General features: G+C 71.5%; 25 protein-coding genes. 12 read left to right on the forward strand and 13 right to left on the reverse strand.

The window, feature by feature from the left end:
* Window positions 1–17: 17 nt before the first annotated feature.
* Together ACFYZJ_RS15680 and ACFYZJ_RS15685 are read right to left on the reverse strand one after the other, a co-directional pair.
* A complete protein-coding gene (locus ACFYZJ_RS15680) occupies window positions 18–2,243 on the reverse strand; it encodes a trypsin-like peptidase domain-containing protein (RefSeq protein ID WP_388567728.1) in 2,226 nt (741 codons plus the stop codon).
* Window positions 2,240–2,668, reverse strand: a complete 429-nt coding sequence (locus ACFYZJ_RS15685; protein ID WP_388567731.1) for a CU044_2847 family protein — start codon at window positions 2,666–2,668, stop codon at window positions 2,240–2,242. The genes ACFYZJ_RS15680 and ACFYZJ_RS15685 overlap by 4 nt, the downstream gene beginning before the upstream one ends.
* A gap of 167 nt (window positions 2,669–2,835) precedes the next feature.
* Between ACFYZJ_RS15685 and ACFYZJ_RS15690 the strand changes: the two genes are divergently transcribed.
* The 3 genes from ACFYZJ_RS15690 to ACFYZJ_RS15700 all read left to right on the forward strand — a co-directional run bounded on the left by ACFYZJ_RS15690 (window position 2,836) and on the right by ACFYZJ_RS15700 (window position 5,141).
* Window positions 2,836–3,015: a DUF6104 family protein gene (locus ACFYZJ_RS15690; RefSeq protein ID WP_355893411.1), complete on the forward strand. Its 180-nt coding sequence runs from the start codon at window positions 2,836–2,838 to the stop codon at window positions 3,013–3,015.
* A gap of 220 nt (window positions 3,016–3,235) precedes the next feature.
* Window positions 3,236–4,099 (forward strand): DUF4097 domain-containing protein, encoded by an 864-nt coding sequence (locus ACFYZJ_RS15695; RefSeq protein WP_388567734.1) that lies wholly within the window; start codon window positions 3,236–3,238, stop codon window positions 4,097–4,099.
* Between the two features lies 1 nt (window position 4,100).
* Window positions 4,101–5,141 (forward strand): helix-turn-helix transcriptional regulator, encoded by a 1,041-nt coding sequence (locus tag ACFYZJ_RS15700; protein ID WP_388567737.1) that lies wholly within the window; start codon window positions 4,101–4,103, stop codon window positions 5,139–5,141.
* A gap of 38 nt (window positions 5,142–5,179) precedes the next feature.
* Here ACFYZJ_RS15700 and ACFYZJ_RS15705 read toward each other — a convergent pair whose 3' ends face one another.
* From ACFYZJ_RS15705 to ACFYZJ_RS15720, 4 genes are all read right to left on the reverse strand, one after another.
* The gene (locus ACFYZJ_RS15705; RefSeq protein ID WP_388567740.1) at window positions 5,180–5,746 is read right to left on the reverse strand and encodes a Clp protease N-terminal domain-containing protein; all 567 of its coding nucleotides are present in this window, start codon (window positions 5,744–5,746) and stop codon (window positions 5,180–5,182) included.
* On the reverse strand, window positions 5,746–5,955 hold the full coding sequence (locus tag ACFYZJ_RS15710) for a helix-turn-helix domain-containing protein (protein ID WP_018571396.1): 210 nt from the start codon (window positions 5,953–5,955) through the stop codon (window positions 5,746–5,748). Before ACFYZJ_RS15710 ends, ACFYZJ_RS15705 begins: the two co-directional genes overlap by 1 nt.
* A gap of 124 nt (window positions 5,956–6,079) precedes the next feature.
* A complete protein-coding gene (locus ACFYZJ_RS15715; protein ID WP_388567744.1) occupies window positions 6,080–7,045 on the reverse strand; it encodes a zinc-binding dehydrogenase in 966 nt (321 codons plus the stop codon).
* 180 nt (window positions 7,046–7,225) lie between these two features.
* A complete protein-coding gene (locus tag ACFYZJ_RS15720) occupies window positions 7,226–8,449 on the reverse strand; it encodes an NADP-dependent malic enzyme (RefSeq protein WP_388567746.1) in 1,224 nt (407 codons plus the stop codon).
* 540 nt (window positions 8,450–8,989) lie between these two features.
* Between ACFYZJ_RS15720 and ACFYZJ_RS15725 the strand changes: the two genes are divergently transcribed.
* From ACFYZJ_RS15725 to ACFYZJ_RS15735, 3 genes are read left to right on the forward strand one after another with little or no spacing between them, the layout of a single operon-like run.
* Entirely contained in the window at window positions 8,990–9,949 is a 960-nt protein-coding gene (locus ACFYZJ_RS15725; protein ID WP_388567749.1) for an ABC transporter substrate-binding protein, read from the forward strand.
* Between the two features lie 33 nt (window positions 9,950–9,982).
* Window positions 9,983–10,921, forward strand: a complete 939-nt coding sequence (locus tag ACFYZJ_RS15730; RefSeq protein ID WP_366023604.1) for an amino acid ABC transporter permease — start codon at window positions 9,983–9,985, stop codon at window positions 10,919–10,921.
* A 56-nt stretch (window positions 10,922–10,977) separates the two neighbouring features.
* Complete coding sequence (locus tag ACFYZJ_RS15735; RefSeq protein ID WP_388568576.1) at window positions 10,978–11,730, forward strand: amino acid ABC transporter ATP-binding protein; 753 nt, start codon at window positions 10,978–10,980, stop codon at window positions 11,728–11,730.
* Between the two features lie 64 nt (window positions 11,731–11,794).
* On the opposite strand, the gene ACFYZJ_RS15740 is transcribed toward ACFYZJ_RS15735, so the two are convergent.
* Window positions 11,795–12,565, reverse strand: a complete 771-nt coding sequence (locus tag ACFYZJ_RS15740) for a class I SAM-dependent methyltransferase (protein WP_388567752.1) — start codon at window positions 12,563–12,565, stop codon at window positions 11,795–11,797.
* A 101-nt stretch (window positions 12,566–12,666) separates the two neighbouring features.
* Between ACFYZJ_RS15740 and ACFYZJ_RS15745 the strand changes: the two genes are divergently transcribed.
* Window positions 12,667–13,296, forward strand: a complete 630-nt coding sequence (locus tag ACFYZJ_RS15745; RefSeq protein ID WP_388567754.1) for a CGNR zinc finger domain-containing protein — start codon at window positions 12,667–12,669, stop codon at window positions 13,294–13,296.
* Here the strand turns inward: ACFYZJ_RS15745 and sodX are convergent.
* Window positions 13,200–13,634 (reverse strand): nickel-type superoxide dismutase maturation protease, encoded by a 435-nt coding sequence (sodX, locus tag ACFYZJ_RS15750; RefSeq protein WP_388568578.1) that lies wholly within the window; start codon window positions 13,632–13,634, stop codon window positions 13,200–13,202. The genes ACFYZJ_RS15745 and sodX overlap by 97 nt on opposite strands.
* A 146-nt stretch (window positions 13,635–13,780) precedes the next feature.
* Between sodX and sodN the strand changes: the two genes are divergently transcribed.
* Window positions 13,781–14,176 (forward strand): superoxide dismutase, Ni, encoded by a 396-nt coding sequence (gene sodN, locus ACFYZJ_RS15755; RefSeq protein ID WP_103839348.1) that lies wholly within the window; start codon window positions 13,781–13,783, stop codon window positions 14,174–14,176.
* A 126-nt stretch (window positions 14,177–14,302) separates the two neighbouring features.
* Here the strand turns inward: sodN and ACFYZJ_RS15760 are convergent, their stop codons facing one another.
* Window positions 14,303–15,055 carry a nucleotidyltransferase domain-containing protein gene (locus tag ACFYZJ_RS15760; protein ID WP_388567757.1) on the reverse strand — a complete coding sequence of 251 codons (753 nt, stop codon included), beginning with the start codon at window positions 15,053–15,055 and terminating at the stop codon, window positions 14,303–14,305.
* A gap of 215 nt (window positions 15,056–15,270) precedes the next feature.
* Between ACFYZJ_RS15760 and ACFYZJ_RS15765 the strand changes: the two genes are divergently transcribed.
* Genes ACFYZJ_RS15765 through ACFYZJ_RS15775 form a run of 3 tightly spaced genes read left to right on the forward strand, consistent with a single transcriptional unit; the run spans window position 15,271 to window position 16,880 of the window.
* A complete protein-coding gene (locus tag ACFYZJ_RS15765) occupies window positions 15,271–15,702 on the forward strand; it encodes a helix-turn-helix transcriptional regulator (protein WP_388567760.1) in 432 nt (143 codons plus the stop codon).
* Window positions 15,703–15,711: 9 nt separating this feature from the next.
* Window positions 15,712–16,131: a VOC family protein gene (locus tag ACFYZJ_RS15770; RefSeq protein WP_388567763.1), complete on the forward strand. Its 420-nt coding sequence runs from the start codon at window positions 15,712–15,714 to the stop codon at window positions 16,129–16,131.
* Window positions 16,128–16,880, forward strand: coding sequence for a VOC family protein (locus tag ACFYZJ_RS15775; protein WP_388567766.1), 753 nt, complete (start codon window positions 16,128–16,130; stop codon window positions 16,878–16,880). The genes ACFYZJ_RS15770 and ACFYZJ_RS15775 overlap by 4 nt, the downstream gene beginning before the upstream one ends.
* A gap of 260 nt (window positions 16,881–17,140) precedes the next feature.
* Here the strand turns inward: ACFYZJ_RS15775 and ACFYZJ_RS15780 are convergent, their stop codons facing one another.
* From ACFYZJ_RS15780 to ACFYZJ_RS15790, 3 genes are all read right to left on the reverse strand, one after another.
* Complete coding sequence (locus ACFYZJ_RS15780; protein WP_388567769.1) at window positions 17,141–17,761, reverse strand: GNAT family N-acetyltransferase; 621 nt, start codon at window positions 17,759–17,761, stop codon at window positions 17,141–17,143.
* 222 nt (window positions 17,762–17,983) lie between these two features.
* Window positions 17,984–19,108: a family 2 encapsulin nanocompartment cargo protein polyprenyl transferase gene (locus ACFYZJ_RS15785; protein WP_388567772.1), complete on the reverse strand. Its 1,125-nt coding sequence runs from the start codon at window positions 19,106–19,108 to the stop codon at window positions 17,984–17,986.
* A 153-nt stretch (window positions 19,109–19,261) separates the two neighbouring features.
* Window positions 19,262–20,668 carry a family 2B encapsulin nanocompartment shell protein gene (locus tag ACFYZJ_RS15790; protein ID WP_388567775.1) on the reverse strand — a complete coding sequence of 469 codons (1,407 nt, stop codon included), beginning with the start codon at window positions 20,666–20,668 and terminating at the stop codon, window positions 19,262–19,264.
* A 168-nt stretch (window positions 20,669–20,836) separates the two neighbouring features.
* Here ACFYZJ_RS15790 and ACFYZJ_RS15795 point away from each other — a divergent pair, with 168 nt between their 5' ends.
* Complete coding sequence (locus tag ACFYZJ_RS15795) at window positions 20,837–21,766, forward strand: 1-aminocyclopropane-1-carboxylate deaminase/D-cysteine desulfhydrase (protein WP_388567778.1); 930 nt, start codon at window positions 20,837–20,839, stop codon at window positions 21,764–21,766.
* A 17-nt stretch (window positions 21,767–21,783) separates the two neighbouring features.
* Here ACFYZJ_RS15795 and ACFYZJ_RS15800 read toward each other — a convergent pair whose 3' ends face one another.
* A complete protein-coding gene (locus tag ACFYZJ_RS15800) occupies window positions 21,784–23,379 on the reverse strand; it encodes a Na+/H+ antiporter (RefSeq protein ID WP_388567781.1) in 1,596 nt (531 codons plus the stop codon).
* Between the last annotated feature and the right edge of the window lie 5 nt (window positions 23,380–23,384).

The raw sequence follows: 23,384 nt of genomic DNA on the forward strand, positions 1-23,384 counted from the left end.
ACTCCTTGCGTCGGCGTTCACGAGGGCGACTCGACCGGCAGATCGTCGAGGTCGGGGATGGGGCGACCGGGATCGTCGTAGAGGAGCGCGAGGTGTTCCGCCCATGCCGCCGTCCGATCGGCCTGGCTGACGCGTTCGCGCAGTACGCGAAGCTGCTCGGGCAGCGCGGCGGCGCGCTCGGTCCTGCCGAGCAACCATGCGGCCCCCTCGTGCAGTTCCTCGCAGCGCGGACCGCAGCCGTGCGTGTGCTCGGCGCGCAGACTCCACAGGACGACACCGTATCCGGCGCCGATCGCCTCGGTGAGCGTGTCCCGGCTCTCGTCCGGCGGGCGGCACAGCACGGGCACCGCGCCCTGCGGCCCCGTGTGGAGGACGTCCCTGGCGTACGCGGGCGAGGGCACCGGCAGGGCCTTCAGGCCGCCCTCCGTGACGCCCCGCCAGCGCTCGCGCCACACGTCGACGGGCTCGCCCCGTCGTTTGAGGCAGCGCAGCACGACCTGCCGGTGCACCCCGAAGGGACGTTCCGCGGGGTGTGGCAGCAGGCCGCTGGCGACCGGGGGCCGCCACAGGTGGACGTCCAGGTCGAAGTACTCGACAGGCAGCGCCAGTTCGAGGCGGGCTCGACGCTCGCCCGCGTCGAACTGCCCGAACGCCCGACGCAGCGGCCCGTCCAGCGCGTACGGCAGCCCGGCGAGCGGTGTGGGCCCGTCCGGAGGGCTCTCGTCCAGTGCCCGTACGGTGCCGGCGTCGCCGTACCAGGACCAGATGCGCCAGTGGAACGCGTCGCGTGGGGCGTAGGCGTCCGGCTCCAGCTCGACGGCCACCACGGGGCCTTCCTCGTCGGCGGCGGGCCGAACGGACGCGTGGGCCGCTGCCGTGCCGGGGCCCGGATGTCCGGCCGCGGACACGTGCCCGGCAGGGGACACGTGCCCGGCAGGGGACACGTGCCCGGCAGGGGACCCGTGCCCGGCAGGGGACCCGTGCCCGGCCGCGGACACGTGCCCGGCCGCGGACACGTGCCCGGCAGGGGACCCGTGCCCGGCGGAGGACACGTGCCCGGCAGGGGACCCGTGCCCGGCAGGGGATACGTGCCCGGCGGAGGACAGATGTCCGGCGGAGGACGGGTGCGAGGCGGGGGACGGCTCGCCGCCGAAGAACGCGTCCGGGGAGTAGGCGGACATGTCCATCCCCGTGACCAGCCGTCCTATGTGCGGCGGCAGCCGTCCGGCCCGTTTCTCCACCCAGGCCTCCAGCGCCGTGGCCGCCCGCTCGGCGGGCCGCCGGCAGACATGGGCCACGGCACGCAGATAGTGGAGCGAGAGGATGTCGGTGCCCTCGGCACGGTCGTGGAGCCAGCCGTGGCCGTCGCGCCAGTCACGCGGGGCCAGTTCGTCCTCCCACAGCGGCTCCTCCCCCAGCACATGGGTGATGAGCCGCTGGAGGGCGGCCGGTGATGCGGGCGGCGGCAGGTCGGCGAGCAGCGCGGCAGCCGCGGCGCCGTCCGCGGGTCGCCACGGCTGCCGGTCGGCCTGCGCGTGCATCTCCTCCTGGGCGCGGACCCAACCGCGCGGGCCCGTCGTGTCGTGGTGCCAGCGGTCGTGGGCGCGGATCAGGGCCGCGTACGGGTCGTCGCCCAGTTCGCCCGCCCCGCCGACGGGCCGTGCGTCGCGCAGTCCGCGCAGGGCGCCCGCGGCGACGGCGAGCCCTCCGTCCTTGTCCTTTCGGCGGGCCTTGACGATCCCCGCGACGACGCCACGCTCACGGTCGAGGAGCGGGCCACCGGACGCACCGTGAGGAATCTCCGTCGCGGGTGCGATGGTCAGTCCGTAGGCGCCGTCCCTGCCGTTGCACTCGCTGTGTCCCTGCCAACGCTGGGGGGTGCCGTGGCCCGGTGCGCGCCAGCCGAACGCGGTGACGGCCAGCGGGGGGTCGTAGTGGTCGGTGAGCCGTACGCAGACGTGGTCGATCTCCTCGCGCAACCGTATGAGGGCCAGGTCCTGCTCCGGGTCGGTTCCGCCGCCCAGGCAGTAGGCGAGCCGGGCCGGGGCGCCCGGTCCGTGGCCGTGCACCCACAGGTCTCCCACGTGTTCCGGCCCCCGGCCCAGCGGCAGGACGTGGGCGCAGGTCAGCACCCAGCCGGGCGCCACGAAGAACCCGCTGCCCCACAGGGTCTCCGGCGCCGCGGCGGGGGCGATCCGCACGGTGGCCCGGGCAGTGAGCAGATCGAGTTTCCGCGCGGTCATACGGTGGCGGGGTCCCCGTCGGGAGCCTCTCCCGGGTCGTCGGCGTTCCGGGCGGCGGGCAGGGCGGTGCCGGCGGGCCGGCCGGCGGTGTCCCCGTGCCAGGTGAGGGTGATCGACAGCGACGCCTTCGCCTCACCGTCCGCGAGGAGCGCGACGGCCTTCCCGGGCTTCAGCGCGAGTTCCACGCCGAACGTGGCGCTGACCTCGCTGGGGCGGACCGAGCGTGCCGCCTCCAGGACCGCACCGCCGACGCCGCGGACGAGTTCGTTCAGCTGGTCGATCCGCGCGGCCATGTGGTCGAGGGCGCCGACGTCCTCGTACGCGAACTCGTCCGAGCCGGGCATCTCCTGCGACTCCAGGACGCTGACCCGGGCGAGCACCTTCTCGCCGCCGGGAAGCTCGATCTCCTGGATCTTCCGTTCCATCCCGTCCCCGCATCCCCGTCGGTACACCCCGCCGCCGAGCCCCCATTGTGCCCCTCCCGGCGGGCGCGAGGTGCGGAAACGGAGCAGTGCATGAAGTGATCGGGCGCCCTCCCATGCGGCTTAACCTGGAGGTGTACGTCCGGCCCAGCGCCTTCAGGAGAGCACCCGTGTACTTCACCGACCGTGGCATCGAGGAACTGGAGAAGAGGCGCGGCGAGGAGGAGATCACCTTCGCGTGGCTCGCCGAGCAGCTCCGCACGTTCGTCGACCTGAACCCGGACTTCGAGGTACCGGTGGAGCGGCTGGCGACGTGGCTGGCACGGCTGGACGACGAGGACGACGAGTAGGCATCAGCGGCAGGTGGGGCGCCCGGTGGACGGGGGGCGTCCCACCGTTCTGCGTGCCTGATCACCGGAACGGGTGTCTTGACTTCCCGCGACCGCGATATATCGTGATGACGGTAAGACGCGATATGCCGTGTCAGTCGAGCGTGGGGCGTGCCGGGAGTGTCGGGGCGACCGCCCCCGTCGTGCGGCCCCGCCCGCACCGGCCGAGGAGGTCAGCACCATGCCCGAATGGTCCGTCGCAGAGCCGAGGAAGCTCACCTTCGACGCCCCCGTGACGGCACTCCATGTGCGCACCGTCAACGGGACGGTGAACGTGGTGGGCACCGACGAGGGTTCCGCACGGCTGGAGGTCTCGCAGGTCGAGGGCCCCGCCCTGACGGTGACGCAGAAGGACGGCACCCTCACCGTGGCCTACGACGACCTGCCGTGGAAGGGCTTCCTCAAGTGGCTCGACCCGAAGGGCTGGCGTCGCAGCGCGGTGGTCTCCCTCGCCGTCCCGGCCGCCACCCGCGTGGAGGTGGGTGTGATCGGGGCCGACGCCCTGGTCTCCGGGATCGGCGGCGGCGCCGACGTCAAGAGCGTCACGGGAGCGACGACCCTGGTCGCCCTCTCCGGCCCGGTCCGCGCCACCACCGTGTCGGGCAGCGTGGAGGCCCAGGGCGTCACCGGCGAGCTGCGGCTCAACTCCGTCTCGGGCGACCTGACCGTCATCGAGGGCGCCTGCCCGTCCGTGAAGGCCGACTCCGTGAGCGGCTCGATCATCCTTGACCTCGACCCCACGAGCGGCCCCACCCAGGCCCACCTGACGAACGTCTCGGGCGAGATCGCCATCCGCCTCCCCCACCCGGCGGACGCCGAGGTGGAGGCGAACACGGCGAGCGGCACCGTGTCCAACGCCTTCGACGACCTGCGCGTCACCGGGCAGTGGGGCGCCAAGAAGATCACGGGCCGCCTGGGCGGGGGCAGCGGTCGACTGAAGGCGACCACCGTCTCCGGCTCCATCGCCCTGCTGCGTCGCCCACCCGCCGAGGACGAGCCATGGGACGCGCCACCCGCCGACGCGTCCCCCAGGAAGGGGCTCTGACATGCCTCCCGTCTTCGCCCATGGACGCCTGCGGCTGTACCTGCTGAAGCTCCTCGACGAGGCACCGCGCCACGGATACGAGGTGATCCGGCTGCTGGAGGAGCGCTTCCAGGGGCTGTACGCACCGTCCGCCGGCACCGTCTACCCCCGGCTGGCCAAGCTGGAGGCCGAGGGCCTGGTCACGCACACCACCGAGGGCGGCCGCAAGGTGTACGCGATCACGGACGCGGGCCGTGCCGAACTGGCCGACCGCAGCGGTGAACTGGCCGACCTGGAGCTGGAGATCCGCGAGTCGGTCGCCGAGCTGGCCGCCGAGATCCAGGCCGATGTGCGGGGGGCGGCGGGCGACCTGCGCCGGGAGATGCGGGCCGCGGTCTCCGAGGCGCACCGGGGCACCAAGGAACACGAGGGTGCTTACGGGGCGTACGGCGACCAGGCCGAGAAGGAGGCGTGGCGCGCCGCCCGGGAGGAGATGCGCCGCGTCAAGCAGGAGTGGAAGGAGCAGGCCCGGCGCGCCAAGGACGAGAGCCGGCGGGCCCGTGAGGAGGCCCAGCGGGCGCGCCGCCAGGCCAAGGAGGCTCAGGAGCGGGCGCGCGCCCAGGCGCAGGAGGAGCTGCAGCGCATGGCGCGACGGGTGCAGGAGCAGGTCCAGGACCACTTCGCGCGGGGTGACTGGCCGACGGGCGTACGGGAGGGTCTGGCCGAACTGGCCAAGGAGTTCGGCGAGTTCGGCAAGGACTTCGGCAAGGACTTCGGTTTCGGGCACCCAGGGGCCGCGAGTACGTCCAGGACGGCGGAGCAGCCCGAGTACTCGACGACCCCCGAGGACTTCCCGGGTGCGTACGAGCCGGCCTGGGCGCACGAGGACTTCCCGGGCGACCCGGCCCGCGCCCTTGACCGGCTTCTGGACCGCTTCCGTGACGACATCCGCGACGCGGCCCGGGACCACGGGGTGACGGAGGAGCAGTTGCGCGACGCCCGCCGGCACCTGTCGACAGCGGCGGCGCACATCGGGGCGACGCTGCGGTCACGGAAGGGGTAGGACTCCCCACGACCGGCCGAGCGTCGGCGGCGGCAGGCTCACCCGGCCTTCGCCCGGCCACTGCCGCCCCACAGCAGGTGTTCCACGGCCGCGTAGGTCGCTCCATGGTCGGCGAGCACCTCGGACGGGACGCCGGGGCGGGCGGTCAGGGCGAGAAGCAGGTGCTCGTCGCCGATGTGCCGGTCGCCATGCGCGACGGCGGCCCGCAGGGACCGGGTGAGTACGTCCTTGGCGCCCCGGGTGAACGGGCGGCGCCCGGACCGCCGCACTGTCCCTGCACGGCTCGCGGCCAGCGCGCCCTGTCCGTGGGTCTCCTCGACCCGGGAGACGATCTCGGTGAGGTCGATGCCGAGCCCGGCGAGAGCGTCCGCGTCGGCGCGGGTGAGCCCGCCGCGGCGGCGGGCCTCGGCGAGGTCCTGTTCGACCGCGTCACGCCGGCCGGCGAGCCCGAGCGCCGCCAGGGCGAACGCGGCGCGGCCGCTCTCCCTCTGGAGAAGGGCGAGCAACAGGTGGGCATCGTCGACCCGATGCTCACCGAAGCGCTCGCAGTGCGCGACGGCGCCGGTGACCACCGCGCGGGCGTCCTGGGTGAACCACTCGAACATCACTGCCTCCCGTACTTCTTGTGCACGGCCTGCCTGCTGACTCCGAGTTCCGCGGCGATCTCCTGCCACGACCAGCCCTGGTTGCGCGCGCTGCGCACCTGCACCGCCTCCAACTGCTCCAGCAGCCTGCGCAGCGCGGCGACGGCTCGCAGCCCGACTCGTGGATCACGGTCGCCTGCGCGTTCGGCGAGATCCGTTGCTTCGGTCATGCTGTCAACATAGGTTGACACGCCGAGGCTTGTCAACTCTAGTTGACAGCTCGGCCGCAAAGATACCCGTGGCGGGCCCGGAGCGAATTCCGGACCCGCCATGGGGCGGTGGAGCAAGGCGCCGTCAGTCGGAGGTCAGCACGATCTTCCCGAACTGGTCTCCGGATTCGAGGCGTTGGAAGCCCTCACGGGCCCGGTCGAGGGGAAGCACCTCGTCGATGACGGGGCGTACGCCGGTGGCGGCGCAGAAGGAGAGCAGGTCCTCCAGTTCGTCCTTGGAACCCATGGTGGAGCCGACGACCTTCAGTTCGAGGAAGAAGATGCGGGTGAGTTCGGCGTGGGAAGGGCGGTCACCGCTGGTGGCACCCGAGATGACGAGGGTGCCGCCGGGACGCAGGGACTTGACGGAGTGGGACCAGGTGGCGGCACCGACGGTCTCGATGACGGCGTCCACGCGCTGCGGCAGCCGGGCCCCGGACTCCAGCGCCTCCACGGCGCCCAGTTCCACGGCCCGCTTGCGCTTGGCCTCGTCCCGGCTGGTGGCGAAGACCCTGAGGCCGGCCGCCTTGCCGAGCACGATCGCGGCGGTCGCGACGCCTCCGCCCGCGCCCTGGACGAGAACGGAGTCACCCGGGCGCACACCGGCGTTGGTGAACAGCATCCGGTAGGCCGTCAGCCACGCGGTGGGGAGGCAGGCGGCCTCCTCGAAGGAGAGCTCCTTCGGCTTGGGCAGGAGGTTCCAGGTCGGGACGGAGACCTGTTCGGCGAAGGTGCCCTGGTAGCGCTCGGTGAGGATGGAGCGGGGCTCGTCGGGGCCGACGCCGTGGCCGGTCTGGCCGATGACGGAGTGGAGGACCACCTCGTTGCCGTCCTCGTCGACACCGGCCGCGTCGCAGCCGAGGATCATGGGGAGCTTGTCCTCGGAGAGCCCGACGCCCCTGAGGGACCAGAGGTCATGGTGGTTGAGGGAGGCGGCCTTGACGTTCACGGTCGTCCAGCCAGGTCGCGACTCGGGGGCGGGACGCTCTCCCAACTCGAGGCCGGAGAGGGGGTTGTCACGGTCGATGCGGGCGGCGTAGGCAGCGAACATGACCTTGAGGTTAGGCTCCGCCGGGGTGTCACGGAACCAGGGTCGACTGTGACGCGTGTCCCGTCGGGCGCGGGCGTACGCAGCTGCGGCAACCTTGCCCGCAGCTGCGGGCAGTCGTTCCGCTGGGGCACACAACAAGACCGGGCGGACGGTGCACGTTCCCGCCCGCCCGGCCCGGCACTAGCGCCGCGCAACCCCTTCGGCCCGAGCTGCCGCCGCCACCGCCGCCGTCACCGCCGGCGCCACCCGCTCATCGAACGGCGACGGAATGACATAGTCCGCAGCGAGATCGTCCCCGACGACCCCCGCCAGCGCCTCCGCCGCCGCGATCTTCATCCCCTCCGTGATACGGGACGCCCGCACCTGGAGCGCTCCGGCGAAGATGCCGGGGAACGCCAGCACGTTGTTGATCTGGTTCGGGAAGTCGGAGCGGCCCGTCGCCACCACGGACGCGTACTTGTGTGCGACGTCCGGGTGCACCTCCGGGTTCGGGTTGGCCATCGCGAAGACGAAGGCCCCCTCCGCCATCGACGCCACGGCGTCCTCCGACACGGTGCCGCCGGAGACCCCGATGAAGACGTCCGCGCCCTCCAGGGCGTGCTCCAGAGACCCCGAAAGCCCCGCCTTGTTGGTGAACTCGGCGAGCTCCCGCTTCACCGGCGTCAGATCGTCCCGCTCCCGCGAGACGACCCCCTTGCGGTCGGCGACCGCGACATCGCCGATCCCGGCCTCGACCAGCATCTTCGCGATGGCGAAGCCTGCCGCGCCGGCACCCGAGATGACGGCCCGCAGATCGCCGAGCCCCTTCCCGGTCAGCCGCGCCGCGTTGCGCAGGGCGGCCAGGGTCACCACGGCCGTACCGTGCTGGTCGTCGTGGAAGACCGGGATGTCCAGCCGCTCCTGGAGCCGGCGCTCGATCTCGAAGCACCGCGGCGCCGAGATGTCCTCCAGGTTGACGCCCCCGAAGGAGGGCGCGAGCCGGGCCACGGTGTCGACGATCTCGTCCACGTCCGTGCAGTCCAGCGCGATCGGCACCGCGTCCACACCGCCGAACTGCTTGAACAGGATCGCCTTGCCCTCCATCACCGGGAGGGAGGCCTCGGGGCCGATGTCACCGAGCCCCAGCACCGCCGTGCCGTCGGTCACCACGGCGACGACCGACGACTTCCATGTGTAGTCGTGGACCAGCTCCGGCTGCTCCGCGATGGCCGTGCACACCCGGGCGACGCCGGGCGTGTACGCCAGGGACAGGTCGTCCTTGTCGCGGACCGGCACGGTGGCCTGCACGGCCATCTTGCCGCCGCGGTGCAGCGCGAACACCGGATCGAAGGCATCGTGGGGCTCGGCCCCGCCGTCCTGATCCGCATTGCTGGCGCTGCGCGAGTTGACGATCTCCGCTGCCACTGTCTCGTACCCCTTAGATCTGCATGGTTTGAGGGTGACCACTCCTGGTTGAGGGGTGGGCGGGCACCGCGTACGACCCACGTGACTGGTGCGTAAGGGCACATACGCGACGGGCGCGCCGCACACGCGCCCTGAGCCCCGGATGAGGGGTGTAACGCACCTTCTTACCGGACGGATGGTGTCCGGGACGAGTCCATAAAGCGAAGGTCACACGCCGGTGAGATGACTCATGGCCAAAAATGTGGACAAGTCCACGGCAGGTCCTCACACGATCACGCGCGCGGGCGTGAGACCGACCGCATGGTGAGATGCACCGAAGATCTTCCGGCCGGAAGGAATGATTCCAGCACAAGGTGCGGCCGGAATCGGCCGTCCGAGGCGGTTCGGGGGTCACCCGTTATCCGATTTTGACATAGCGGGTCACCTGATTGCCGCTGTCCGACTGGCAAGATGCCTCAATCACACGAGGTCGCGACACCCGAAGGTGTGTGTACTCGTCGGCCCCGTCGGCACCAACCCACTCCGCCGGAGGAACCCACCATGACCGCACGCTCCACCCGTCGTACGACCGCCACGCGCTCCCGGACAGCCGCGGTCGGCGCCATCGCGGTCGCGGGCACCCTGGTGCTGGCCGGTTGCGGCGACCAGACGAAGAGCCAGAACGGCAGCGGCTCGAGCAGCGCCTCGGCCTCGGCTCCGCTGGCCGGCAAGCTCCCCGCGCAGATCCGCCAGGCCGGTGTCATCAAGGTCGGCTCGGACATCGCGTACGCGCCGGTGGAGTTCAAGGACGGCTCCGGAAAGACGGTCGGCCTGGACCCCGATCTCGCGGACGCGATGGGCAAGCAGCTCGGTGTGAAGTTCGAGTTCCAGAACGGCACGTTCGACGCCCTGCTCACGGGCATCCGCTCGAAGCGCTACGACATCGCCATGTCCGCGATGACCGACAACAAGAGCCGCCAGCAGGGTGTCGACCCCGACACCGGCAAGAAGGTCGGCGAGGGCGTCGACTTCGTCGACTACCTGACCGCGGGTGTCTCCATCTACACCCGCAAGGGTGACACCGGGGGCATCTCGACGTGGTCGGACCTGTGTGGCAAGAAGCTCGCGGTCGAGCGCGGCACCGTCTCGGAAGACCTCGCCAAGAGCGAGACCAAGAAGTGTCCGAGCGGCAAGAAGATCACCATCGAGGCCTTCGACGACGACCAGCAGTCCCAGACCCGGCTGCGCTCGGGCGGCGCGGACGCGGCGTCCTCCGACTTCCCGGTGGCGGCGTACGCGGTGAAGACCTCGGGTGGCGGCAAGGACTTCCAGCTCGTCGGCGACCAGGTCGAGGCGGCCCCGTACGGCATCGCGGTCTCCAAGGAGAACACGCAGCTGCGCGACGCACTGCAGGCCGCGATGAACGCGGTCATCAAGAGCGGCGAGTACGAGAAGATCCTGGAGAAGTGGGGCGCCCAGGACGGTGCCGTGAAGGAGTCCGTCATCAACGGCGGAAAGTGACCGCACCGCAGCGGCCACTGAAAGGCATCACCCGTGACTGTTGACATCGACAAGACGGCGGACCCCCAGGACACGCCCCCGGCCGGAGCGGAGGCCATCAAGGCCATCCCGGTCCGGCACTACGGGCGGTACCTCTCCGCCCTCATCGCGATCGCGCTCCTCGTCGCGATCATCTACGCGTTCGGCCAGGGCAGGATCAACTGGCACGCGGTACCGGACTACTTCTTCGACCACCGCATCATGACGGGCGTCGGCAAGACCCTCTTGCTGACCGTCCTGTCCATGCTCATCGGCATCGTGGGCGGAATCATCCTCGCGGTGATGCGCCTGTCGAAGAACCCGGTGACCTCGTCCGTCGCCTGGTTCTACATCTGGTTCTTCCGCGGCACCCCGGTCCTGGTCCAGCTGTTCCTCTGGTTCAACCTGGGCCTGGTCTTCGAGTACATCAACCTCATGCCCTTCTACAAGGACTACTGGTCGAACTTCATGACGCCGCTGCTGACGGCGCTGCTCGGCCTCGGTCTGAACGAGGCGGCGTACATGGCGGAGATCTGCCGGGCCGGCCTGCTCGCCGTCGACGAGGGGCAGACCGAGGCGGCGCACGCGCTGGGCATGAGCCACGGCAAGACGCTGCGCCGGATCATCATCCCGCAGGCGATGCGTGTGATCGTGCCGCCGACGGGCAACGAAGTGATCAACATGCTGAAGACGACCTCGCTGGTGGCGGCCGTCCAGTTCCCCGAACTGTTCCGCTACGCCCAGGACATCGGCCAGACGTCCGGCGCCCCGGTGGAGATGTACTTCCTCGCCGCCGCCTGGTACCTGATCATGACCTCGGTCCTGAGCGTCGGGCAGTACTACATCGAGCGGTACTACGCGCGCGGCTCCAGCCGCCAGCTGCCGCCGACGCCGTGGCAGAAGGTGAAGGCCAACATGCTGTCCATCGGCCGCCCGAAGGGAGGCATGGCATGACCGAGAAGCTCACCGGGACCGACGCGGTCCCCGCCGACGGGAACCCGTCCGTGCCGATGGTCAAGGCCGAGGGCGTCCACAAGTCGTTCGGCCAGGTGGAGGTCCTCAGGGGCATCGACCTCGAGGTGAAGGCCGGCGAGGTGTTCTGCCTCATCGGTCCCTCCGGTTCCGGCAAGTCGACCTTCCTGCGGTGCATCAACCACCTGGAGAAGATCAACGCCGGGCGGCTGTACGTGGACGGCGAGCTGGTCGGCTACCGGCAGCAGGGCGACAAGCTGTACGAGCTGCGCGACCGCGAGGTGGCGATGAAGCGCCGGGACATCGGCATGGTCTTCCAGCGCTTCAACCTGTTCCCCCACATGACCGCCCTGGAGAACGTCATCGAGGCGCCGGTCCAGGTCAAGGGCGTGAACAAGGCGGAGGCCAAGGAGCGCGCCATGCAGCTGCTGGACCGGGTGGGGCTGGCCGACCGGGCCGGGCACTACCCCTCCCAGCTCTCCGGCGGCCAGCAGCAGCGCGTGGCGATCGCCCGCGCGCTCGCGATGGATCCGAAGCTGATGCTGTTCGACGAGCCGACCTCGGCACTGGACCCGGAGCTGGTCGGCGACGTCCTGGACGTCATGCGGGATCTGGCCGAGTCCGGTATGACGATGGTCGTGGTGACGCACGAGATGGGGTTCGCCCGTGAGGTCGGCGACAGCCTGGTCTTCATGGACGACGGTGTGGTGGTCGAGTCCGGCCACCCGCGTGAGGTCCTGACGAACCCCCAGCACGAGCGGACGAAGTCCTTCCTGTCGAAGGTCCTCTGACGGGTCAACGCACACAGGGCGGTACGGGCTCCCCGTACCGCCCTCGACTCTTCTCTCCCGGGCCCTACTTGAGGGCCAGCAGCAGCGTGTCCGACGGTGAGCACCACACCGGGCGAGCCTCGGCGAAGCCCTTCTCGCGCAGTACGCGCGCGTGCCAGGCGGCGGAGGGCATGTCGCCGTCTGCGTGGGCGCCGTAGATCTCGAAGCGGCGGGCGGTGGGCGCGGCGAGGACGGGGTCCTTGGCGGCCAGCGCCCACCACTCGGCCCAGTCGAGGGCTCCCTCGCGCATGGCCTGATCCATACGGGCGTGCCGCTGGGCGCTTTCGGCGGCGTTGATCCGGGGTGTGGTGTCGTCGATCATGTGATCGGCGTTCATGAAGACGCCGTCGTAGCGGACGAGTTCCGCGATCCGGCCGTAGAGGGCCTCCAGGGGCTCGTTGCGCAGCCAGTGGAGGGCCGTGGCGGTGAGGACGGCGTCGTACGCGTCGTACGGCAGACGCGCCGGCCAGTCGGGGTCCTTGAGGTCGGCCTCGACGAACGTGACGCGGTCGTCGCCCTGGAACGTGCCGCGGGCGATGGTGAGCAGGGCCGGGTCGAGGTCGACGCCGGTGCTGGTGGCCTTCGGGAAGCGGGCGAGGAGCCGGGCGGTGATGCTGCCGGTGCCGCACGCGAGGTCGAGCACACGGGGTTCGGTGCCCACGAACGCCTCGACCATGTCGAGCATGATCCGGAAGCGTTCCTCGCGGTCGGGCATGTACCACTCCTGCTGGCGGTCCCAGCTCTGCTGCCATGCCCGCCAGTCGGTGCCCGTCGTGGATCCGGTCGTCGTGTCCATCGGAAGCCCCCTTCTTCGCAGAACCGCGTAATACCCTGGACGCAGGTTCATCTGTTACGCAACGCACCCACGACGATAGAGCGCCTCCGTAAGGACTACAAGTGGAACTGGCCTATTACTCGGACTATGCCGTACGTCTCGTGAACAGCGAGGAACCGGCCCGGGGCAAGGACTCGCTCACCTCGGTGGCGGCCGTTCGCGACCTCTTCGGGGGCAACCAGTCGGCGGCCCGCCGTGCCACCGACGCCGATGTGACCCGCTTCCGCTCGGTCCGGGCCCGGCTGCGCGCGGTCTTCGAAGCGGCGGACCGGGGCGACGAGACGCTCGCCGTGGACCTGCTGAACTCCCTGCTCCTCGAATTCCCGGTGAGCCCGCAGATCTCCGGGCACGACCACCGGGACGACGACGGCCGCCCCCTGTGGCACATGCACCTCGCCGACCACCCGTCGAACGCGACCGCGGGCTACGCGGCCATCGCCGCGATGGGGCTCGCCTTCCACCTCACCGAGTACGGCGTGGACCGCCTGGGCGTGTGCGAGGCCGCCCCCTGCCGCAACGCCTACCTCGACACCTCCACGAACCGCTCCCGGCGCTACTGCTCGGACCGCTGCGCGACCCGCGCGAACGTGGCCGCCTACCGGGCCCGCAAGCGCCTGGGGGCGGACCGGTCGGACAGCACGGGCCGGGCGGCGGAGAGCGCCCAACGCAGCCGCGCGAACGCCGAGCGCTGATCGTCCCGGGGCGGACGGTAACGGAACCACACCTTCCCGAGGACGAGTTCCTCGGGGACGGTGCCATAGTCGGTGCTGTCCCCACCCGCGTACGGATTGTCGCCGAGCACCCACCAGCCGCCCTCGCGCAGCTCCACGGCACGCTTGACGACCAACAGGTCCTGCTGGAAGGGGTGGCGCAGGACGATGACGTCACCGGGCCGCACCCGGGCCCCGTACTGCAGGAGCAGCCGGTCCCCGTGCTGGAGCGTGGGCACCATGGACGGCCCCGTCACCTCCGCCACCCCCAGCGGCAGCAGGGCCCTCGTGCGCTCGGTCTCCTGTGACAGCTCCGGCATCATCCGGCACCTCCCCGGTCCGTTCCTCCACCAGTCCCAGTCTCACCCTGGACTTTTGGCGTAAGCCCATGGGGGCACTCGCCAAAACCGGTCCCCCACGGAGTAATGTCCCACCTGAGATGACGATCACGAGGAAGGACAGCTTCATGCTCTCCCGCCTGTTTGCCCCGAAGGTCAAGGTCAGCGCCCACTGCGACCTCCCCTGTGGTGTCTACGACCCGGCCCAGGCCCGCATCGAGGCGGAGTCGGTGAAGGCCATCCAGGAGAAGATGGCCGCCAACGACGACCCGCACTTCCAGGCGCGCGCCACCACCATCAAGGAGCAGCGCGCCGAGCTCGCCAAGCACCACGTGTCGGTGCTGTGGAGCGACTACTTCAAGGCCCCGCACTTCGAGAAGTACCCGGAGCTGCACCAGCTGGTCAACGACACCCTGAAGGCCCTCTCGGCCGCCAAGGGCTCGACGGACCCGGCGACGGGCCAGAAGGCGCTGGACTACATCGCCCAGATCGACAAGATCTTCTGGGAGACCAAGAAGGCCTGACCCGGCCTTTTGCCACGACCGACCGGCGAGCGGTGCACCCTCGCGGGTCCGGCCTCGACCGACGGGGCCCGGCCGGAACAAGCGGCCGGGCCCCGTCGCGTGTCGTCGGTCCAGCACGAACGGCGCTCATCCCCCGTTCTCACCGCGCTCGGCCCACAGGCCCGAGTGGCCCTCCCTCAAAGGGCCGCCCACGAGGTCGAGGATCTCGTATCCGATCGCGGTCAGCGGGGCGCAGTCGGCGTGTTCGGCGAGCGTGAGGTGCGCCCGCAGGAGAGCGCCACCGAGGACGGGGTCGGCGGCCATCAGGCGGCGCGGGAGCCACTTGCCGTTGCCCCTCCAGGCGCGGTGGTGGTCCGTCAGCAGGGCGGACGCGGTCGTCAGCACCTGGTCCGCGATGACCAGTTGCTCGTGGCGGTCGCGGACGTCGGCCAGGTCGTCCAGCAGATCGGTGAGCCCGTAGCGGGTGTCGTCGCGCTCCTTGCGCGTCAGGGGGTCGGGCCCCGCCGCCACCTGGGCGCGCGCCTCGGCGCGGAGGGTCGCCGCGTGCCCGTGGGGGTCGTGGACGGAAACCGACTCGGCGTAGAGGAACAGCATGGTCCCGCGGCGGCTCGCCCGGTCCGCGGCGAAGATCTCGTCCAGGTCGGCACGGGTGTGCGCGAACACCTCCGTCACCCGCCCTTCGTGACGGAGCGTCTCCCGGCGGGTGACCTCCCCGTCCGGGAGGAGCAGGACGATGTCCAGATCACTCGTCGCGGTCGCCCGTCCCCGCGCCGTGGAACCACCGAGCACGGCGGAGACGGCACCCGGGTAACGGCTGTGGACGAGCCGGCGCGCCTGATCGAGGGCCGTGGCGAGGGCGGGCGGCGGGTGCGGGTCCATGCGGACATCGTGGCACCGGCCCGGGCCCGAGGACCCGTGAATTTCCCCGGCCGGCGAGGCGGCACGATCGGGCCCGCCCCGGCGTCGGGCCCGCCCCGGCCGGCGAGGCGGCACGATCGGGCCCGCCCCGGCGTCGGGCCCGCCCCGGCCGGCCGGGCCACCCGGATCCACCCTCGGAGGCTTCCGTTGTCAGTGGCCCGTGCGATGCTGACGGCGTGGATCTGGAGGACCTGGTCCGGCTGCGGCGGGCGCGCGACCGGATGGACCGTGAGTATGCCGAGCCGCTGGACATACCGGCGCTGGCCCGCACCGCGCTGATGTCGCCGGGGCACTTCCAGCGCAGCTTCCGCAAGGCGTACGGGGAGACGCCGTACAGCTACCTCATGACCCGCCGTATCGAGCGGGCCAAGGCGCTGCTGCGGCGCGGCGACCTGACCGTGACGGAGGTCTGCATCGCCGTGGGCTGCACCTCGCTGGGGTCCTTCAGCTCACGGTTCACGGAGCTGGTCGGCGAGACTCCGAGCGCCTACCGGGCGCGGTCGCACGAGCAGGGGGCGGCGATACCGCCGTGCGTGGCGAAGGGGCTGACACGCCCGCGCCGGGGTCGGCCGGGCGACACCCGCACAGATCCCCGGGAGCAGCTCTAGCCTGGCCCCATGGACCTGAAACTCGCCCAGTGCTTCATCGCCGTCGACGACCACGACAAGGCGCTCGCCTTCTACCGCGACGTCCTCGGCCTGGAGGTGCACAACGACGTCGGCTTCGAGGGGATGCGCTGGGTGACGGTCGGCTCACCGCTTCAGCCGGACGTGGAGATCGTGCTGGAACCCCCGGCGGCGAACCCCGACGCCTCCCCCGCCGACCGCCGGGCGATGGCGGAGCTGCTCGCCAAGGGCATCCTGCGCGGCGTCATCTTCTCCACCGAGGACTGCGATGCCCTGTTCGCGCGCGTCCAGGCGTCCGGCGCGGAGGTGCTCCAGGAGCCCATGGACCAGCCGTACGGTGTACGGGACTGCGCCTTCCGTGACCCGGCGGGCAACCTGCTGCGCTTCATGGAGCGCCGGAGGGCCCGATGAGCGAACCGATCCGCTGGACATACGCCTTCGTCGACCGACCCGCCGAGGAATTCGGCCGGGCCTGCGACTTCTGGACCGCCGTCACGGACACCAAGCCGTCCGAACCCCGGGGTGAGGACGGCGAGTTCCTGACGCTGCTGCCGGGGTCGGGTGATGCCTGTGTGAAGGCGCAGGCCGTGCGCGCGGGCGGCGGCGCGCATCTCGATCTCGCGGTGCAGGACGTGCCCGCGCTCGTGGCGGCGGCACGTCGGCTAGGCGCGGACGTCGTCGCCGACCATCCCGGCTGGTCCGTCCTGCGCTCCCCCGGCGGCCTGCTGTTCTGCGCGGTGCCCTGGCACGGTGAGTCCGTTCGGCCGCCGGTGGTCGAGGGCCCCGACGGCGCAGCCTGCCGACTCGACCAGGTGTGCCTCGACCTGGCCCCGCCCATGTTCGACGCCGAGGTCGCCTTCTGGAGCGAGCTCACCGGCTGGGAGTCGCGTCCCGGTTCCCTGCCGGAGTTCCACGTGGTCGCGCCGCCCGCCGGCCTGCCGATCCGTATCCTGCTGCAACGCCTCGGCACCGACCGCCCGGCCGCGGCCCACCTGGACCTGGCATGCGCGGACATCGCCGCGACCCGGGCCTGGCACGAGCGGCTCGGCGCCTCGCACGTCGCCGACGGCACCCACTGGACCGTGATGCGCGACCCTGCGGGCGGCACCTACTGCCTGACGGGCCGCGACCCCTGGACGGGCGGCCGGCCGGCGCACTAACGATCTCGTCCGGCACCTTCGCCGGGCCGGTTCCGCCGGGTCTCCTCCGTTTCCCGGGCCGCATACGCCGGGCACTGCGGATTCCGGCAGGGGCCGGGGCGCCATACGGGGACGATGGCGCCCAGCGTCTTGTGGCGCCGCACGACGGTGGCGACGGGCTGCCCGCAGGACGGGCAGACGGGGTCCTGGCTGCCCATGCCTCCAGCGTAGGTCGGACGCGGGTTCGGGACCGGGGCCGCCGTGGACCGCTTCGACGGCTTTCAGCGCGGCTCGCGCCACATCGGCCACATCTGCGGGCCGTCCGGGAGGTCCAGGGTGCGTCCGGTGAAGGCGAAGCCGAGGCGTTCGTACAGCCGGGTGCTGCGGGTGCTGCTCGCCTCCAGATAGGCGGGCAGGCCCTCGCTGTCGCAGCGGTCGAGGACGTGCTGGATGAGCGCGGTGCCCAGGCCCTCGCCCTGGTGTCCGGGGGCCACGCCGATCATCCACAGGTACTCGTGGGCGCGGTCCGCGGGGTGTGCCTCGGCCGCCAGCCGGGCGATCCGCTCCACGCGCTCGTTCTCGGGGTCGACGGCCTCGCGCAGCCGCACCGCGTCGTCCCCCTCCTCGGTCGCCGCCCCGGCCGTACTCCTGTCTTCCGCGTGGTCGCCGGCGGGCACGGACAGCCACAGCGCGCACGCCGTACCGTCCTCGGTCACGTCGATGCGTCCCTCGGCGAGCACCGCGTCGGTGAACGCGGCCATCAGCCGAGGGTGCGTCCTGCGGCGGTACTCCTCGCCCGGGAAGACCCAGTTGCTGACCGGGTCGTCCTGGAACGCCTCGTCCAACAGCCGGACGACCAGTTCCCGGTCGCGTCCGTCGGCCGCCCGAATGGCCACGCCCATCAGCCCACCCCTTAGCGTCAACTCACCTTGTACGTACGGCGGTTGCAGCCTAGCGGGGACTCGATCGGCCGGGACGGCGCGGGTGGGACGGGGCGGGGTGGGAAGGGACGGCCCCCGCACACTGTGGGAAGGTGCGGGGGGCCGCCCCGGCCGGAGCCTCCGGGACCGTGCGGGGTCAGGAACCGCGCGGCCCGGGTCTCCGGGGTCCAACGATGGTGCCGTTCAGGTGCTGCGCCGGGTGACGAACTCGGCCAGCGCCAGCAGACCGCCCGCCGCCTCCGGGTCGGGAACCGCGCGGGACAGCTCCTGCATCGCCCGGCCCATCCGATCGGCCGCCTGCGACTGCGCCCAGTCACGACCGCCCGCCCGCTCGACGGCGAGCACCGTGCGCTCCAGCTCTCCTTCCTGGTACGGCCCCTGGTACAGCTCGGCGAGGTCGGCCGCCGCCGGGGTGCCGGAGGCTAGTGCGGCGACCACGGGCAGCGACTTCTTGCGGGCCATGAGGTCCGCACCGGCCGGCTTGCCGGTGCGGCTCGGGTCACCCCAGATGCCGATCACATCGTCGATGAGCTGGAAGGCGAGCCCCGCCTCGCGGCCGAACGCGTCCAGCGCCTCCACGTCCGCCGCGTCCGCTCCCGCGTACAGCGCGCCGAGCGCGCAGGCGCAGCCGAGCAGGGCGCCCGTCTTCGCCTCCGCCATGGCGAGCACCTCCGCGAGGGTGACCTCGTGGGGGCCCCGCTGCTCCAGGGCCGTGTCCGCATGCTGCCCGGCGCACAGCTCGACCACGCAGGCCGCGAGCCGAGCGGCGGCCGCGCCCGACGCCGGGTGCGGGTCCTCGGCGAGCAGGCGCAGGGCCAGCGCCTGCAGGGCGTCTCCGGCGAGGATCGCGTCGGCGTCACCGAACACGGTCCACGCGGTGGGGCGATGCCTGCGGGTGGTGTCCCGGTCCATCACGTCGTCGTGCAGCAATGTGAAGTTGTGGACCAGTTCCACCGCGGCGGCGGCCCCCACGGCTGCTGTCTCCTGCCCACCGAGGGCCCGGACGGCGGTCAGCACCAACGCGGGTCGTATCGCCTTGCCCGCGTTGCCGTTCGCCGGGGTGCCGTCCGCGTGCTCCCAGCCGAAGTGGTAGCGCGCGATCCGGCGCATGGAGCCGGGCAGCGAGTCGACGGCCCGGCGCAGCTCCGGGTCGACCGCGGCGCGAGCACGCTCCAGGATCGCCGCGGCCTCGCGTCCGTCGGGCGGTGCCGACCGGCCAGGGAGCGGGTCACGCCGCCTCGGGATGCCGGCCGGGCCGCGCCGCGCGACGGCGGGGCCCCGCTTCGGCTCCGTCATGAACTCACCCATGGAACCGCCTCGTAGATTCTGCGGACGGTGGTGCTTCCGCTGCCACCGGGCACTTACCCGGGGGATCTACCCACGGTGACGGGCGGAACACGGGGTGCCGCCCCTCAGTCTCGGCTGGGCGCGCCCCGTAGGCGGACGAGCCGGGGAAGAGCATCACCTCCAGCGGCCGATCTCGACGTTCTCCAGGACCCCCAGCGCGTCCGGGACCAGGACGGCGGCCGAGTAGTACGCCGTCACCAGATAGCTGATGATCGCCTGCTCGTTGATGCCCATGAACCGCACCGACAGGCTCGGTTCGATCTCGTCGGGGATACCGGACTGGCGGAGTCCGATGACGCCCTGGTCCTCCTCTCCGGTACGCACGGCGATGATCGAGGTCGTTCGGGCCTCGGTGACCGGGATCTTGTTGCACGGGTAGATCGGCACCCCGCGCCAGGTGGGGATGCGGTTGCCCGCGATGTCGATCGTCTCAGGGACGAGTCCACGCTTGTTGAGTTCGCGGCCGAACGCGGAGATCGCACGCGGATGGGCGAGGAACAGCTTGGTGCCGCGCCGCCTGCTGAGCAGCTCGTCCATGTCGTCGGGGCTCGGCACGCCGTCGTGCGGCTGCAGCCGCTGGTCGTACTCGCAGTTGTGCAGGAGCCCGAAGTCGGGGTTGTTGATGAGTTCGTGCTCCTGGCGTTCCTTCAGTGCCTCGACCGTCAGCCGCAGCTGGTGCTCGGTCTGGTTCATCGGCTGGTTGTAGAGGTCGGCCACGCGGGTGTGGATGCGGAGTACGGTCTGGGCGATGCTCAGTTCGTACTCGCGGGGCGAGGCCTCGTAGTCGACGAAGGTGTGCGGGATGTTCGGCTCGCCGGTGTGGCCGGCGGCGAGGTCGATCGTCTTCTCGCCGTACTTGTTGGTGCGCTGGGCGGGGATCGAGCGCTGCCGCTGGAGGTGGTCGCGCAGCGACTGGGCCCGCTCCGCGATCTGGTCGACGTCCCGGCGGGGCAGGGCGAGCACCGTGCAGGTGGTGACCGCGCGGGCCGTGTACTCCCAGATGGCGTCCGGGTCGAGGAGCGCCTGGTCGCCGAAGTAGGCGCCGTCGGCGAGGACGCCGAGCACCGCGTCGTCCCCGTAGGGGCCTGTGCCGATCTTCTCCACCTTGCCGTGCGCGAGGAGGAACACCTCGTCGGCCTGACTGCCGAACTCGGCGAGCACGTCCCCTGGTGCGAACCTGCGCTGCTGGCAGCGCTGGGCGAGTTCACCGAGCACGTCCAGGTCGTCGTACGCGCGCAGGGCGGGCAGCTCGCCCAGCTCCGCGGGGATGACCGCGACCTGGTCGCCGGTCTTCACGAAGGTCACACGGCCGTCGCCCACCGCGTAGGTCAGGCGGCGGTTCACCCGGTAGGTACCGCCCTGTACGTCCACCCACGGCAGCGTGCGCAGCAGCCACCGTGAGCTGATCTCCTGCATCTGGGGTGCGGACTTGGTGGTGGTGGCCAGGTTCCGCGCCGCCGCGGTGCCGAGGCTCTGCTGCGGCCTGTTCTCCTCCGCGCGGACCTCTTCGCCTACCGACATTGGTGATGCCCCTCCCGGTCATGCATCTGATCTGCGGGAACAAGCCTTCCATCACTCCGCGTGGTCACACCATTACACGAAAGAGCGGGAATGGATCAACGTGGGCCTGGGCACTGGAGCGCGTTTCCGAGCGGTCCTCGCCGCCGGCAGGTGTCCGACAATGGCGGGGTGACCAGCCCTGACGCTCGAGATGACCGCGAAACGCCCGATCCGGCGACCGCGCTGGGCCCGCGCCTGCCGTCGCCGCTGCGGGAGGTCGTGGACGAGCGGTTCGAGCGGTACGGCGTGCGGCTGCTACTCAAGCGCGACGACCTGATCCACCCGGATCTGGTCGGCAACAAGTGGCGCAAGCTCGCCCCCAACCTGCGGGCCGCGGCCGGCCGCCCCCTGCTCACCTTCGGCGGCGCGTACTCCAACCATCTGCGGGCCACGGCCGCGGCGGGCCGGCTGCTGGGGCTGGAGACGATCGGTGTGGTCCGCGGCGAGGAGCTGGCCGACCTCCCGCTCAACCCCTCGCTGGCCCGGTGTGCGGCCGACGGCATGCGACTGCACTTCGTCGACAGGTCGACGTATCGCCACAAGACGGAGCCGGAGACGCTGACCGGCATCCTGCGCGCGGCGGACGCCGAGGAGGCGTACGTCGTACCGGAGGGCGGCAGCAACTCCCTCGCCGTGCGGGGCTGCCGCGCGCTCGGCGAGGAGCTCGGCGACCGGGCGGACGTGGTCGCCGTGGCCTGCGGCACCGGCGGCACGCTGGCGGGCCTCGCGGCCGGCCTGGCCCCCGGCCGGCGGGCCCTGGGCATCCCCGTTCTGAAGGGCGGCTTCCTGACCGCCGAGGTGACCGCCCTGCAGACCCGCGCCTTCGGCGCCTGCCGCGGCGCCTGGTCCCTCGACGACCGCTTCCACTTCGGCGGATACGCCCGCACCACCCCCGAACTCGATGCGTTCGCGAACGACTTCGCCTTCCGCCACGGCCTTCCGGTGGAGCGTCTCTATGTCGCCAAGCTGCTGTACGGACTGGTCACGCTGACCCGGGAGGGGGCGTTCCCGAGGGGGACGACGGTGGCGGCCGTGATCACGGGCCGCCCCTTCCCCTGAGGCCTGTCTCCGGCGGGCTATGTCGTCTCCCGGTACGCCGCCGCCTCCTCCAGGTCCAGGCGGCGCAGCAGGGTGCGAAGCATCTCGTCGTCGATGTAGCGGTGGTTGCGGAGCTTGACGAAGACCTCCCGCTCGGCGCCGATCATCTCGCGGGACAGCCGCCGGTAGGTGTCGTCGACCGTTTCGCCGGTCACCGGGTTCACCGAGCCCAGCCGTTCCCAGACAGCGTTGCGGCGGCGCTCCAGAACCGTGCGGAGGCGGTCGGCCAGCGGCGGCGGCAGCGCGTTGCGCTCGTCCTGAAGGAGTGCGTCGAGGTGCTGCTCCGCGGCCCGGGACGCCTGCGCCTGCGCGTTCGCCTCCGCGAGCGTCTCGGCCTGGGGGTCGCGTCCCGGCAGGCGAAGCAGCCGGATGATCGGGGGCAGGCTCAGTCCCTGCACCACGAGGGTGCCGATCACGGTCGTGAAGGTCAGGAAGAGGACCAGATTGCGCTCGGGGAAGGGGCCGCCACCGTGCACGGTCCGCGGGATCGAGAAGGCGATGGCGAGCGACACCACTCCCCGCATTCCGGCCCAGCCGATGATGAACGGCGCCTTCCACGTCGGGTTCTCCTCGCGCTCCCGGATGCGCCCGAAGAGCGCTCGCGGCAGGAAGGTCGCCGGGTACACCCAGACGAACCGGGACCCGACGACCACCAGGAACACGGCCACCGCGTACCAGGCCGCCCGGGTGCCCTCGTACGGACCGAGCCCCCTGAGGACGACCGGCAGCTGCAGTCCGATGAGCGCGAACACCGCGGACTCCAGCACGAACGCGACCATCTTCCACACCGCCTCTTCCTGGAGCCGGGTCGCGAAGTCGACCTGCCAGTTGTGGTAGCCGAGGTAGAGGGCGACGACGACCACGGCGAGCACACCGGAGGCGTGCACCCATTCCGCGGCGCCGTAGGCGACGAACGGGATCAACAAGGAGAGCGTGTTCTGCAGCAGCGCCTCCTTCAGGTGGGTGCGCAGCCACTGGATCGGCACCATGAGCAGCAGACCGACCACGACCCCGCCGACCGCCGCGAGCAGGAACTCCCGCACGCCGCCCGTCCAGGTCGCGCTTTCGCCGACCGCCGCCGCCAGTGCCACCTTGTACGCGGTGATCGCGGTGGCGTCGTTCACCAGCGACTCCCCCTGCAGGATCGTGGTGACCCGCGAGGGAAGGCCCACCCGCCGGGCGACCGCCGTCGCCGCGACCGCGTCCGGCGGTGCCACCACCGCACCCAGTACCAGCGCCGCCGTCAGCGGCAGACCGGGCACGATCAGGTACGCCGCCCAGCCCACGGTGAGCGTCGCGAAGAGCACGTATCCGACGGACAACAGGGCCACCGGGCGCATTTGCGCCCTCAGGTCCAGGTAGGAGCTGTCGGTGGCCGCCGTGTACAGCAACGGCGGCAGCACCAGCGGCAGGACGATGTCGGGGTCGAGGGTGTACCCGGGCACCCCCGGCAGGTAGGAGACGGCGAGACCAACGGCGACGAGCAGCAGCGGCGCGGGCACCGGGGTCCGGCGCGCCGCGCCGGCGACGGCCGCGCTGCCGGCGACCAGCAACAGCAGTGGCACCACGTTCATCGTCT

Origin of the sequence: Streptomyces sp. NPDC001848, from assembly GCF_042891915.1 — a bacterium.
In the GTDB taxonomy this organism is placed as follows: Bacteria; Actinomycetota; Actinomycetes; order Streptomycetales; family Streptomycetaceae; genus Streptomyces.

Excerpts from the sequence above, each read along its gene's own strand:
- ACFYZJ_RS15680 (WP_388567728.1), bottom strand. The coding sequence starts at position 2,243 with ATGACCGCGCGGAAACTCGATCTGCTCACTGCCCGGGCCACCGTGCGG.
- ACFYZJ_RS15685 (WP_388567731.1), bottom strand. The coding sequence starts at position 2,668 with ATGGAACGGAAGATCCAGGAGATCGAGCTTCCCGGCGGCGAGAAGGTG.
- ACFYZJ_RS15695 (WP_388567734.1), top strand. The coding sequence starts at position 3,236 with ATGCCCGAATGGTCCGTCGCAGAGCCGAGGAAGCTCACCTTCGACGCC.
- ACFYZJ_RS15700 (WP_388567737.1), top strand. The coding sequence starts at position 4,101 with ATGCCTCCCGTCTTCGCCCATGGACGCCTGCGGCTGTACCTGCTGAAG.
- ACFYZJ_RS15705 (WP_388567740.1), bottom strand. The coding sequence starts at position 5,746 with ATGTTCGAGTGGTTCACCCAGGACGCCCGCGCGGTGGTCACCGGCGCC.
- ACFYZJ_RS15710 (WP_018571396.1), bottom strand. The coding sequence starts at position 5,955 with ATGACCGAAGCAACGGATCTCGCCGAACGCGCAGGCGACCGTGATCCA.
- ACFYZJ_RS15715 (WP_388567744.1), bottom strand. The coding sequence starts at position 7,045 with ATGTTCGCTGCCTACGCCGCCCGCATCGACCGTGACAACCCCCTCTCC.
- ACFYZJ_RS15725 (WP_388567749.1), top strand. The coding sequence starts at position 8,990 with ATGACCGCACGCTCCACCCGTCGTACGACCGCCACGCGCTCCCGGACA.
- ACFYZJ_RS15735 (WP_388568576.1), top strand. The coding sequence starts at position 10,978 with ATGGTCAAGGCCGAGGGCGTCCACAAGTCGTTCGGCCAGGTGGAGGTC.
- ACFYZJ_RS15740 (WP_388567752.1), bottom strand. The coding sequence starts at position 12,565 with ATGGACACGACGACCGGATCCACGACGGGCACCGACTGGCGGGCATGG.
- sodX (WP_388568578.1), bottom strand. The coding sequence starts at position 13,634 with ATGCCGGAGCTGTCACAGGAGACCGAGCGCACGAGGGCCCTGCTGCCG.
- sodN (WP_103839348.1), top strand. The coding sequence starts at position 13,781 with ATGCTCTCCCGCCTGTTTGCCCCGAAGGTCAAGGTCAGCGCCCACTGC.
- ACFYZJ_RS15760 (WP_388567757.1), bottom strand. The coding sequence starts at position 15,055 with ATGGACCCGCACCCGCCGCCCGCCCTCGCCACGGCCCTCGATCAGGCG.
- ACFYZJ_RS15770 (WP_388567763.1), top strand. The coding sequence starts at position 15,712 with ATGGACCTGAAACTCGCCCAGTGCTTCATCGCCGTCGACGACCACGAC.
- ACFYZJ_RS15775 (WP_388567766.1), top strand. The coding sequence starts at position 16,128 with ATGAGCGAACCGATCCGCTGGACATACGCCTTCGTCGACCGACCCGCC.
- ACFYZJ_RS15780 (WP_388567769.1), bottom strand. The coding sequence starts at position 17,761 with ATGGGCGTGGCCATTCGGGCGGCCGACGGACGCGACCGGGAACTGGTC.
- ACFYZJ_RS15785 (WP_388567772.1), bottom strand. The coding sequence starts at position 19,108 with ATGGGTGAGTTCATGACGGAGCCGAAGCGGGGCCCCGCCGTCGCGCGG.
- ACFYZJ_RS15790 (WP_388567775.1), bottom strand. The coding sequence starts at position 20,668 with ATGTCGGTAGGCGAAGAGGTCCGCGCGGAGGAGAACAGGCCGCAGCAG.
- ACFYZJ_RS15800 (WP_388567781.1), bottom strand. The coding sequence starts at position 23,379 with ATGAACGTGGTGCCACTGCTGTTGCTGGTCGCCGGCAGCGCGGCCGTC.